Origin of the sequence: Xanthomonas sp. SI, from assembly GCF_014236855.1 — a bacterium.
Lineage (GTDB): Bacteria > Pseudomonadota > Gammaproteobacteria > Xanthomonadales > Xanthomonadaceae > Xanthomonas_A.
This window is the reverse complement of record NZ_CP051261.1, coordinates 1,841,354-1,852,788: the sequence shown is the minus strand read 5'-3', so window position 1 is coordinate 1,852,788 and position 11,435 is coordinate 1,841,354. Positions and strand designations below refer to the sequence as shown.

The window sequence follows — 11,435 nt, the reverse complement described above, 5'->3', positions numbered from 1 at the left end:
TAGCGCCTCAGTTGGCCGCGCGCGGCGTGGCCGCGGCGGGTGCGGCGGCGGCAGGCGCGCCCGTGGCCGCCGGCTTCGGCTGCCACGGCACGGTCTTGACCGTCGTCCCGGGCTGCGCCCGCGACTGGCCTTCGACCACCAGTTGCTCGCCGGGCTTGAGCCCGCTGCGCACCAGCCATTGGTCGCCGACCGCACGGTCGGTCTCCAGCACGCGCAACTGCAGCTTGTGATCGCTACCGACCACGTACGCGGTCGGCTTGCCGGCGCCGTTGCGCGACACCGCGCGCTGCGGCACCAGCAGGCCGTCGTCCTTCACCCCTTCCTGCAGCACCGCGCGCACGTACATGCCGGGCAGCAGGTCCGCGTTCGGATTCGGGAACACAGCGCGCAAGGTGATCGAGCCGGTGTTCTGGTCGACGGTGACATCGGAGAATTCCAGCCGTCCCTGCAGCGGATACGCGCTGCCGTCTTCCAGCAGCAGATTCACCTTGGCCGCGGTGGCGTCGGCCTTTTCCAGCTCGCCGCTGGCCAGCGCCTGCCTGAGCCGCAGCAGCGAAGCGCTGGGCTGGGTGACATCGACGTAGATCGGGTCCAACTGCTGGATCGTGGCCAGCGCGGTCGACTGGCTGGCGGTGACCAGCGCGCCGGCGGTCACGCTGGACTTGCCGATGCGCCCGGAAATCGGCGCATCCACCCGCGCATAGGCCAGGTTGATGCGCGCGCTCTCCACGTTGGCCTTGGCCGCGGCGACATCCGCCTCGGCCTGGCCCAACGCGGCGTCGGCATCGTCGTTGTCCTGCTTGCTGATCGCCGACACCTTGACCAGTTCGCGGTAGCGCTCGGCCTTCAGCCGCGCAGTGCGCAGCGTGGCCTGGGCCTTGCCCAGCGCCGCCACGTAGCTGTCGTAGGTGGCGCGGTAGCTGGACGGATCGATCTGGTACAGCGTCTCGCCGGCCTTGACCTCGCCGCCTTCGCGGAACTTGCGCACCTGGATGATGCCGTTCACCTGCGGCCGCACGTCGGCGATCAGGTACGGCAGCGTGCGCCCCGGCAACTCGGTGGTCAGGGTGACCGGCCGCGTGGCGACGGTGACCACGCCCATCTCCGGCGTGCCCTCCTGCGGCGGCGGACCGCCCGGGGGCGAACCGCACGCGCTCAGCAGCGAGGTGGCCGCCACGGCCAGGGCCAGCGATAGACGAGAGGAAAGGACAGGACGCACGGGGAATCTCCGGGTGGGAACGCAGGGAGGCTGAAAGAATCTAAACGGTACGGTTCGGTATACTATTCGTGCAATTCGGCGCCGTCAATCATTTCTGCCCTCTCGGTATACTTAAGCGCCCTTCCCCATGGCACAGCGATGCGCGTCAGGACCGAAGCCAAACGCGAGGCGATCGTCGAAGCGGCGGCCGCGGTGTTCCTGGAGGCCGGTTTCGAGGGCGCCTCGATGACCCAGATCGCCACCCGCGCCGGAAGCTCCAAACGCACCCTGTACGGCTATTTCCCGTCCAAGGAGGAATTGTTCGTGGCGGTGGCGCACAGCGTCGCGGAACAGTTCATGGATCCGATCCTGGCCACGCTGGAACAGTCCAAGGACGATCTGCCGACCGCGTTGCAGCGCCTGGGCGAAGACGCCCTGGCGTTCCTGTGCTCGGCGCAGTCGTTGCAGGTGTGGCAGACCATCATCGGCGTCTCCGGCCGCTCGGACATCGGCCTGCTGTTCTTCCAGAGCGGGCCCGACCAGGGCATGCACCGCCTCGGCACGTTCCTGCAGGCACAGATGGACCAGGGCCGCTTGCGCCGCGCCGACCCGACCACCGCCGCCCGCCACCTGGCCGGGCTGCTGGAAGCGGAAACGCTGATGCCGTGCCTGTTCGGCGCACTGAAGAACCCGTCGCCGGAATACCTGCGCGACGCGACGCGGCGCGCGCTGCAGGTGTTCTTCGGCGGTTATGGGGCATAGCGAGAGCGCCAACAGGCGCCTCTGTAGGAGCGGCTTCAGCCGCGACAGGCATTACCGATAGAGCCTGTCGCGGCTGAAGCCGCTCCTACAGGTCAATCGCAATCGCACACACGCCCGCGCAATGTGCATCGCTCACTCCCCGCGGTACTGACTGTCCGACACCGGCTCCAGCCAGGTCACCGGCGAGCCGTCCACCGCTTCGGCGATGGCGATGTGGGTCATCGCCACCTGCGCGCTGGCGCCGTGCCAATGCTTGACCCCCGGCGGAATCCACACGATGTCGCCGGGGCGGATCTCCTGCGCCGGCTTGCCCCATTCCTGCACATGGCCGACGCCGGCGGTGACGATCAGGGTCTGCCCCAAGGGATGGGTGTGCCAGGCCGTGCGCGCGCCCGGTTCGAAACTGACCGTGGCGCCGCCGACGCGCGCCGGCGCCTCGCCCTGGAACGGCGCATCGATGCGCACCGTGCCGGTGAAATACGCCGCCGGACCGACCGCCGACGCGGTGCTGCCGGCACGGGCGATCCTGATCGGCTTGGCGTCATCGTCGGGAACCGCAGCGGCCATCATCGACAGCGACATGGCAGTGGCGAACAGGCTCATCAGATTCTCCTTGCATGGACGTCTGCAGCGACTGTAGGCGCGCAGCGCTGGCGGCACTAGCCCATGACGCGTACATGCCGCCATAAGCGCCGCTCATCAATCGTCCGGCGGCGTTGCAGCAAAGCCGCGCGATACACATGACCGCCGCGCATGAATGGCAAGCCCTGCTTCGGCGTCCACGACTATCGTCGCAGATAACTCCCGCGGTTCGCCGGCCATGTTCTCGTCGCTCCGTCCGCGCATTCTTCGCTCATGCACCACAGCGACACCACGCGCGCCTCTGTGCACCCATGCCCTGCGACCGCGTCCACAGCCCATAGGTTGGCCGCGAAATGCAACGCGGCGCCTGTTGCGGCAGGCGAACCAGTCGCTGCCGACCAGTCGCAGAAGACGCATCCACACAGCCGCCAGAACGACGCGCCGCTGCAGTGCAGCATTGCAATAACCGTATAACCGCCGCGATTTAAATCATTGGTCGTGCGCGAAGCGCGGCGCCTATCCTCGCCCCTGCGCTCGCGCCGCGATATCGTTTGCGGCCCTGCGCAACAACGCCGCAACCCGCGCGACAGCTGCGCTGTTGCAGCGCAGGCACACGCCCGCGCGTGCCCGACGACAAACCCCGTAACAGCGTAGAGGACACCCACGATGGCAGGACCGATGGGGCCGGCGGCTCCGCTTTCCCACTCCGCACCGCTCACCGGCAACGCGCCGTCCTACCGCGCCGCGCTGTCGCTGCTGGCCTCGCTGTTCTTCATGTGGGGCTTCATCACCGTCATCAACAACACGCTGCTGCCGCACCTGCGCAGCGTGTTCGAGCTGAGCTACACCCAGGCCACGTTGATCGAGTCGGTCTGGTTCATCGCCTATTTCTTCGCCTCGCTGCCGTCGGCCAAGCTGATCGAACGCATCGGCTACCAGCGCGCGCTGGTGATCGGCCTGGGCATCATGGCGCTGGGCGCGCTGGGCATGATCGCGGCCGCGCGGCTGGTCTCGTACGGCATCACCCTCGGCTCGCTGTTCGTGATCGCCAGCGGCATCACCTTGCTGCAGGTCGCTGCCAATCCCTATGTCGCGGTGATCGGCAGCGCGGACACCGCCTCGGCGCGACTCAACCTGGTGCAGGCGTTCAACTCGGTCGGCACCACGCTGGCGCCGCTGTTCGGCGGTTACCTGATCCTGGGCCGCTCGGCCTCGGGTACCGCCAAGGGCGATGCGGTGCTGACCCAGGCCGAACGCCTGGCCGACGCGCAATCGGTGCAGTTGCCCTACCTCATCGTCGCCGTGGTGCTGGTGCTGCTGGCCGTGGTCATCGCCCGCTTCAAGCTGCCCGCGCTCGGCCAGGCCACCCAGCGTGCCACCGGCGCGCAGCGCGCCAGCCATTCGCTGTGGCGGCACCGCAACCTGGTGCTCGGCATCCCGGCCATCTTCATCTACCTGATCGCCGAGATCGGCGTGTCCAACCTGTTCATCAATTTCGTGTCGCAGCCGCACATCGGCAACCTCACCCACGAACAGGCCTCGCACTACCTGTTCCTGCTGTGGGGCGGGATGATGGTGGGGCGCTTCGCCGGCAGCGCGCTGATGCGCCGCATCGCGCCGGAAACCGTGCTGGCGCTGTTCTCGATCGGCGCGTTCGTGGTGGTGCTGCTGACCGTGTTCACCACCGGCCACGTCGCGATGTGGTCGCTGATCGCGGTGGGCCTGTTCCACTCGATCATGTTCCCGACCATCTTCACCCTCGGCATCAAGGGCCTGGGTCCGCTCACCGAGGAAGGCTCCGGCCTGCTGATCATGGCCATCGCCGGCGGCGCGCTGGTGGTGGTGCAGGGCTGGCTGGCCGACCACGTCGGCCTGCAACAGGCCTTCCTGCTCACCGCCGCGTGCGAGTTGTACGTGCTGTTCTACGCACTGTGGGGCGCGAAGACGTCGCCTGCACCCGCCGTCTAGCCTCATGCAGGCGGCCCTGCAGCGATTTGCCGTTCGGCCGCGGTGGCACCGCCGCGGCTGCTCCGCCGGGCAGCCAGCGACCGCGCCGACAGCGCGCCGATTGCTCACATATCCCAAGCAAAAACAATAGTTTGCGGCAACAAAAAGCGCTTGTCGCGGCACCCTGGAATGGGTACGCTGCGGCGGTCGAAAGAGAGCAGGCCGGATGGTAGCCCGGCCGTCGCCGCATCCAGCGGCGACATCTCAGCCAATCGGGCACCCGCGACACCAGCCACCGGCAGCGCCGGTCGATGCGGGTGTGTCCGATGGGGTCTCTCGCAGGTCTCCCGGCACGCCTTCTTTGTCACAGAGGAAGCGAGCATGCACAAGACGACCTACCCGATTCCCGGCACGCACGAGGCGCACGCCTTCGCCGTGCCGCTGCAGCGTGCCCGCCCCGCTCCGACGCGCGACGCCGCTGCGGACCACACGGCGCGGCCGCGCTGGCAACGCGACACGCTGGCGGACCTGTTGATCTGGCGCTGCGATGTCGTCACCGGGAACGCGGAGTTGCCTGCACTGCTGCTCGCGGCGTGGCTGCCCAAGCGGACGCGGACCTGGGAATGGGAAGTCATCGATCCGCGCGGCGATACCACCCTGGCCGAGGGCAGCAGCGTTTCGGCTGCGCTCGCACAGGCGGCGGCCGAAGCGTGGACGCGGCTGCGCTTCGGCGATGTGCTGGAGCATGGCTGAGGCGGGCGGCGGATCCTCGGCACGCCGTTGCAAGGGCTCGAATCTGCGTCGGATCGCAACGTCCGACGCTACGCCAAGTCGGCGTTCCCTGACGGTTTGCTTGCGTCAGCCGACGCCATCCGCGATCCACTGCAGCGGCGGCGGCGAGGCCTCAGGCGATCGGCAGGCAGCGCTTCGTGGCCGTATGCCCGCGCGCGGCGGCCCGACGCATAGCGTCGCGGGCAGCTCCGCACAACATTTCCGGAAGCGCAGCGCCCTACCCCGCGCAGCGCGCGCACAGCCCGTGCACTTCCAGGGTCTGCGCCTGCGGCTGGAAGCCCAGCGCCTTGGCGCGCTGTTCCAGTTGCGCGACCACGTCGCGGTCCTCCAGTTCGACCGCGCTGTGGCAGCGATCGCAGATCAGGAACGGTACCGAGTGCTGGGCGCTGCTGGGATGGTGGCAGGCGACGAAGGCGTTGACCGACTCGAGCTTGTGCACGAAGCCGTTGGCCATCAGGAAATCCAGCGCGCGGTACACGGTGGGCGGTGCATCGGCACCCACGCTCTTGCCTTCGCGCACCCATTCCAGCAGGTCGTAGGCCTTCACCGGCCGCCCGGCCTCGGCGATCAGGCGCAGCACGTTGGCGCGGATCGGGGTCAGCCGCAGCCCGCGTTCGCGGCTCACCCGCTCCACCACCTTGACGAAGTCGTCGGCGTCGTGGACGTGGTGGTGCGGCTCGGTGCAGGCGGTCTTCTTGCTGGACATGGGCTTCTCCGGGGAATCAGCTTCCCGCTGGGATCTTGATGAGCGCGGCATCGATGCGTTTCAAGGCCTGCTCGCGCCCGGCCAGGTAGACCGTGTGCGAGATATCGGGGCTGACCTGGGTGCCGGTGATGGCCACGCGCAGCGGCTGCGCCACCTTGCCCATGCCGATCTCCAGCGCCGCGGCGGCGTCGTGCAGCGCGGCGGACACGCCGTCCACGCTCCACTCGCCCAGCGCGGCCAGCAGCTCGCGCGCCTTGCCCAGCGCCAGTTCGGCGCCCGGCTTCAGGTGCTTGGCCACCGCCGCTTCGTCATAGGTCTCCAGCGGCCGGTACCAGACCACCGCCTTCTCGGCCATTTCCTTCAGCGTCTGCACGCGCTCGCGCAGCGCCAACACCACGTCGGCGGCGGCCGGGCCGGCGGCGGGGTCGATGCCGAGCTTGGCCAGCTGGTAGTCCAGCTGCGGCGCGATCGTGGCCGGGTCGTCGGTCTTCAGATAATGCTGGTTGACCCAGCCGAGCTTGGCCATATCCAGCCGCGCGGCCTTGGAGTTGACGTCCTTGACGTCGAACAGGTCGATCAATTCCTGGCGGCCAAACAGTTCCTGGTCGCCGTGCGACCAGCCCAGCCGCGCCAGGTAGTTGATCAGCGCGTGCGGCAGGTAGCCGGCGTCCTTGTACTGCATCACGTCGGCCGCGCCGGTGCGCTTGGACAGCTTGGCGCCCTGCTCGTCCAGGATCATCGGCATGTGCGCGAACTTCGGCACCAGCGCGCCCAGCGCTTCGTAGATGTTGATCTGGCGCGGGGTGTTGTTGATGTGGTCGTCGCCGCGGATCACTTCGGTGATGCCCATGTCCCAGTCGTCCACCACCACCGCGAAGTTGTAGGTGGGATAGCCGTCGGGACGGAAGATCACCATGTCGTCGAGTTCGCTGTTGGCGATCTCGATGCGGCCCTTGATCAGGTCGTCGAACACCACGCTGCCGCCGACGGGGTTCTTGAAGCGGATCACCCGGTTCGGGTCGTCGCGGTAGGCCAGGTTCTGCTCGCGCGCGGCGCCGTTGTAGCGCGGCTTCTCCTGCTTGGCCATGGCCGCCTCGCGCATCGCATCGAGTTCCTCGCGGGTCTCGTAGGCGTAGTAGGCCTTGCCGGCGGCGAGCAGCTGTTCGGCCACTTCCTGGTAGCGGGCGATGCGCTGGGTCTGGTAGACCGGGCCTTCGTCGTAGTCCAGGCCGAGCCAGTCCATCGCTTCCAGGATGGCGTCGATCGCCGCCTGGGTGCTGCGCTCGCGGTCGGTGTCCTCGATGCGCAGCACGAACTCACCGCCGCGGTGGCGCGCCTCCAGCCAGCAGTACAGCGCGGTGCGCGCGCCGCCGATGTGCAGGTAACCGGTGGGACTGGGGGCGAAACGGGTGCGGCAGGCCATGGAACGCTCGGAGCAAACGGGAATCGGGCGATTTTACCCCGCCGTGCCCGACGGTGCCCGGAAGCGGTGCCGTGCCTAAGCTTTTCCATTGTAGGAGCGGCTTCAGCCGCGACGCGCCTTACTGGTAGTGCCTGTCGCGGCTGAAGCCGCTCCTACAAAAGACCTGAACTCTGGCGATTCACCCGGGGCCACGATTCGGGCAGGCGCTAGCGCAGCAGATCGCCGTGCACGACGCACTCGCCGTCGCTGCGCGCCGGTCCCGGCGCGTCGTACAGCACCAGCCAGCTCGGCACGCCGCCGGACAGCGCCGGCGGCAGGTTGCACAGCGCTTCGGCGCGATCGCTGTCCTCGCCGTGCGGCAGCGCCAGCGATTTGATCAGCTCGCGCTGGAACCGCACCGGCTCGCGGTTGGCGGTCAGCGCCGCGCGCGCGCCGGGCCAGCGGAACAGGCGGATCTCGCCGTTCAGCACCATGGTCGGGCCGGCCAGCAGGTACAGGTCCTGGCCGTGGAAATGCAGGTCGCGCACGCCCAGCCCGCCCAGTTGCAGGAAATGCTTGCGCAGCAAGGTGCCCTCCGCGTCCAGCGGCACCAGCCGCAGATGGTCGTGATGCGCCTCCACCGCGATCTCCAGCAGTCCGGCCCAGCCGCGCAGCACCGGGCCGCGCAGGCCCAGCAGCAGGCGCTGGCCGTCCACCGCCATGCCTTCGATATCAAAGCCGTTGTCCTTGCCGGGAATCTTCAGATAGGCGCCGAAATGCGCATCGTCTTCGAGCAGTTCCGTGAGCTGGTTGTGCTTGGCGTCGCCCTTCAGCCGCAGTGCGCGACGGCCGTCGGCCGCCTCGCGGACCAGTTGCGGCGCGCCGTCGGCATCGCGCTCGATCGGCAGGCAGGCGAGCAGGCGCCGGTTGGCGTCGAGCTTGAGCTTGGCCAGGCGCTTGCCGTTGTCGGCGTCGCCGCGGTCGGGCTTGGCGTTCTTGCGCTTCATGCCGTGCGAGCCGACCACCCACAGGTAGCCGGGCGACAGCGCCATGCCTTCCAGGTCGGCCTCCTCGTCGTGGTCGCCGGGCAGGTCGAGCAACTCGCCGAGGGCGAAGCTGCGGCCTTCGCCGAAGCGCAGCGCCTCGTTGCCGACCGGCGCCAGCGCGTGCAGGCGATCGACCGCGCAGGCTTCGTCGCCGGCCACCCACAGCCAGTCGTCGGTGAAGGCGGCGCCGGACAGATTGGCGTGGACCAGCGCGCCGGGCGCGAATTCCAGGCGCACGGCGTGCGGCAGCAGAGTCTTGGGCATGAGGCGATGGACCGGTGGCGGAGCGGAAGCGCCAGCAGAACGCATCGTGCGTTCGGATGGCGTGTGTTGCGCAACGCATGCGGCGGTGAAGGCTGGAGACGGCAGTTCGTTCGGCGCGGTCTTCGCCATGGTCTCGGCGCGCGGGCGCTGGCTCAGCGCCGTTCGGCATGTCGATGACTGCTTAGCGCCGTTCGGCATGTCGATGACTGCTTTGGGCGCAAAGCCACGCTAGCGGCGGCGCCGCACCAGGCGAATGGCGCCTCGGTGCGGCAGCGGTGCCGGCCTGCCGAGCCCAGCGCCTGCGCATGGATCGACCAGGCGGCTACTCGAAGCCGCCCAGCTCCGCGCGCACGATGGCCGGCGCCAGCTGACCGCGCCAGTCGCGGTCGTTGGCGACCTGGGCGCGGGCGCGGCTGGCCTCGAACGCGGCGAAGTCCAGCTCGGCCAGCGCCCAGACCTGCTCGCCCTGGGTCTGCGCGACGATGCCGTCGGCCGGGAAGCCGGCGTCCATCGGCGCGTAGATCGCCGCCTCGCCGGTGTTCACGTCCAGCGCCGGGCTCCACTCGGCCAGCCCGGCGGTCACCGACTGGGCGACGAAGATCCGGTTTTCCAGCGCGCGCGCCAGGCAGCCGATGCGCACGCGGGTGGCGCCGGCCTCGGTGTCGGTGCAGCTGGGCACCACCAGCAGTCGCGCGCCGGCCTCGTACTGGGCGCGCACCGGCAGCGGGAACTCGCTGTCGTAGCAGACCGCCACGCCGGCGCGCACGTTCTCGCCCGCGGCGAACACCTTCAGCGCGTCGCCGCCGTCGATCAGGCCGGTGGCCTTCTCGAAGCCGGTCAGCTGCAGCTTGTCCTGCCAGCCGTGGCTGCCGTCGGGCGCGAACCAGTAGGCGCGGTTGCGGTAGCGGCCCTCGCCGCTGGCCAGCAGGAAGCTGCCGGCGACCAGATGCAGGCGATGCCGCTGCGCCAACTGCGCGAACAACGCCAGGTACTGCGGGTGCAGTGCCTGGATCGCCGCCAGCGAGGCCGGCAGGTCCTCGGACACGGCGCTGGCGAAGGTCGCGGCCAGTTCCAGCGACAGGTATTCCGGCAGCACCGCCAGCTGCGCGCCGGCCTGCGCGGCCTGGCCGATCAAGGCCGCCTGCTTGTCGGCGAAGGCGGCGAAATCGACCGGCGCGCCGATCGGGTATTTGGCGACAGCGATCTTCATGCGGCAGGCTCCAGTGGCCGGGTCCAGAAACTCAGGGTATGCAGGATCTCGCCGCGGTCGATTTCGTCCCACGCCAGCTGCATCCGCAGCGACGGCTGCCGCACATAGCCGCGCTTGTGCCAGAACGCGTCGTTGCCGCGGTAGCCGGGCGGGCGGCGCGGATCGTCGGGATCGCGGTCCACCGCGCAGAACGCGGTCAGGCGGAAGCGGCCGAGCGCGCGCGCATGCGCTTGGCGATGATCGAAGAAGGCATGGCCGACGCCGCGGCCGCGATACGCGGGCAGCAGCACCGATTCGCCGAAATAGAACACGTCCGTGACCGCGATGGCGCTGTCGGCGAACGCCGCGCCGAATGCCTCGGCATCGTCGGCGAGCGGCAGCCCGGTGGAGGCGCCGACCACGCGCTCGCCGTCGCGCGCCAGCACGAACACGCTGTCGGGCGAGGCGGCATAGGCGGACAGATACTCGCGCTCGTAGTCAAGGTCGCCGGCATACAGATATGGCCAGTCGCGGAACACGGCGATGCGCAGCCGCGCGACATCGTCCAGGAACGGGGCGATCTGCGCGCCGCGCAGGCGCTGGATGGGAAGCGGAGAGTCCATCCGTGAACTCTACCGCAGGCGTTTCCGTGGCGCTGCCGGCTTGGCGATGCCCTGGTCGGTGTTGCTCCTGGTGCCGTCCCTGGCGGTGGGCGTCCTGCCCGGTGCTGCGTCCTGTGGCGGCGTCCATGACCGCTGTCGCGTTGCGCGATGGCGCCGTTCCGGCCTATCCACGCATGTCGCCATCCTTGGCGGTGGGCGTCCCTGCCCGGTCATTGCGTCCTGCGGCGGCGTCCGTGGCCACTGTTGTGTTGCGCGATAGCGCCTGTCCCGCCTATCCACGCATGTCGCCTTCCTTGGCGGTGGGCATCCCTGCCCGGCAGTGCGTCCTGCGGCGGCGTCCGTGGCCGCGATGCCAGTGCGCGGTCGTGCCTGTCGGCCGATGCCGCATGTCGGCGCCATGTCGCCAGCGGGCCTATCGCGCAAGCAGGTGTGGCGGAGGCAGCGGGCGCAACGCTTCTCTCGCCAATGCCGGCGCGCGCCTCAGCGCCACCAGCGGCACAGCAGCGCTGCCTGCGCCGGCAACACCAGCAGCCGTGCGCGTCCCTGCGCTTCCCAGGTCACGAAGCCGGGTCCGTGCGCGCGCTGCTCGCCCTGCCCGGCCGGTGCCCAGGCCGAACCCCCGCGCAAGGCACGCCATGCGCAGTAGCGCCAGGGTTCGGCCTCGCCGGGCAAGACGGCGCGCGCCTGCAGCGCCGCCGCCAGGAACCCGAGACCGTGCGCGGCCAGCGCCTCGCGGCTGCGTTCGCTCAACCGCAGCCACAGCGCGCCGCCGCGGTCGGCGGCGGTGACCAGCGCCGCCTGCGCGCTGCGCGCCAGCGCCGCGCCGGCATTGCCGCGGTGCAGGCCGCGGGTGTCCAACGCGTCCGGCAACAGGGCCTGGACGCGACGATGCAGATGGGTGTGTGCCGACATGGCGGGGTCCTG

General features: G+C 69.5%; 12 protein-coding genes. 3 read left to right on the top strand and 9 right to left on the bottom strand.

Annotation, left to right across the window (positions count from 1 at the left end; translation table 11 throughout):
- Window positions 1–7: 7 nt before the first annotated feature.
- Window positions 8–1,219 (bottom strand): efflux RND transporter periplasmic adaptor subunit, encoded by a 1,212-nt coding sequence (locus HEP75_RS07530; RefSeq protein ID WP_185826002.1) that lies wholly within the window; start codon window positions 1,217–1,219, stop codon window positions 8–10.
- A 138-nt stretch (window positions 1,220–1,357) separates the two neighbouring features.
- Here HEP75_RS07530 and HEP75_RS07525 point away from each other — a divergent pair, with 138 nt between their 5' ends.
- Entirely contained in the window at window positions 1,358–1,960 is a 603-nt protein-coding gene (locus HEP75_RS07525) for a TetR/AcrR family transcriptional regulator (RefSeq protein WP_185815852.1), read from the top strand.
- A 132-nt stretch (window positions 1,961–2,092) separates the two neighbouring features.
- Here the strand turns inward: HEP75_RS07525 and HEP75_RS07520 are convergent, their stop codons facing one another.
- The gene (locus HEP75_RS07520) at window positions 2,093–2,563 is read right to left on the bottom strand and encodes a cupin domain-containing protein (protein ID WP_185826001.1); all 471 of its coding nucleotides are present in this window, start codon (window positions 2,561–2,563) and stop codon (window positions 2,093–2,095) included.
- A 645-nt stretch (window positions 2,564–3,208) separates the two neighbouring features.
- On the opposite strand from HEP75_RS07520, the gene HEP75_RS07515 reads away from it, so the two are divergent.
- On the top strand, window positions 3,209–4,510 hold the full coding sequence (locus HEP75_RS07515) for a sugar MFS transporter (RefSeq protein WP_185826000.1): 1,302 nt from the start codon (window positions 3,209–3,211) through the stop codon (window positions 4,508–4,510).
- A 104-nt stretch (window positions 4,511–4,614) separates the two neighbouring features.
- Here the strand turns inward: HEP75_RS07515 and HEP75_RS07510 are convergent, their stop codons facing one another.
- Window positions 4,615–4,752, bottom strand: a complete 138-nt coding sequence (locus HEP75_RS07510) for a hypothetical protein (protein ID WP_185825999.1) — start codon at window positions 4,750–4,752, stop codon at window positions 4,615–4,617.
- 118 nt (window positions 4,753–4,870) lie between these two features.
- Between HEP75_RS07510 and HEP75_RS07505 the strand changes: the two genes are divergently transcribed.
- Window positions 4,871–5,242 (top strand): hypothetical protein, encoded by a 372-nt coding sequence (locus HEP75_RS07505; RefSeq protein WP_185825998.1) that lies wholly within the window; start codon window positions 4,871–4,873, stop codon window positions 5,240–5,242.
- Between the two features lie 256 nt (window positions 5,243–5,498).
- On the opposite strand, the gene HEP75_RS07500 is transcribed toward HEP75_RS07505, so the two are convergent.
- From HEP75_RS07500 to HEP75_RS07475, 6 genes are all read right to left on the bottom strand, one after another.
- Complete coding sequence (locus HEP75_RS07500; protein ID WP_003472952.1) at window positions 5,499–5,987, bottom strand: transcriptional repressor; 489 nt, start codon at window positions 5,985–5,987, stop codon at window positions 5,499–5,501.
- A gap of 16 nt (window positions 5,988–6,003) precedes the next feature.
- Window positions 6,004–7,410, bottom strand: a complete 1,407-nt coding sequence (gene gltX / locus HEP75_RS07495) for a glutamate--tRNA ligase (protein ID WP_185825997.1) — start codon at window positions 7,408–7,410, stop codon at window positions 6,004–6,006.
- Window positions 7,411–7,616: 206 nt separating this feature from the next.
- Window positions 7,617–8,699 (bottom strand): DUF3616 domain-containing protein, encoded by a 1,083-nt coding sequence (locus HEP75_RS07490; protein ID WP_185825996.1) that lies wholly within the window; start codon window positions 8,697–8,699, stop codon window positions 7,617–7,619.
- Between the two features lie 322 nt (window positions 8,700–9,021).
- On the bottom strand, window positions 9,022–9,909 hold the full coding sequence (locus tag HEP75_RS07485) for a carbon-nitrogen hydrolase family protein (RefSeq protein WP_185825995.1): 888 nt from the start codon (window positions 9,907–9,909) through the stop codon (window positions 9,022–9,024).
- The gene (locus HEP75_RS07480) at window positions 9,906–10,511 is read right to left on the bottom strand and encodes a GNAT family N-acetyltransferase (RefSeq protein ID WP_185825994.1); all 606 of its coding nucleotides are present in this window, start codon (window positions 10,509–10,511) and stop codon (window positions 9,906–9,908) included. Before HEP75_RS07480 ends, HEP75_RS07485 begins: the two co-directional genes overlap by 4 nt.
- Before the next feature lie 480 nt (window positions 10,512–10,991).
- Window positions 10,992–11,423, bottom strand: coding sequence for a hypothetical protein (locus tag HEP75_RS07475; protein WP_185825993.1), 432 nt, complete (start codon window positions 11,421–11,423; stop codon window positions 10,992–10,994).
- Between the last annotated feature and the right edge of the window lie 12 nt (window positions 11,424–11,435).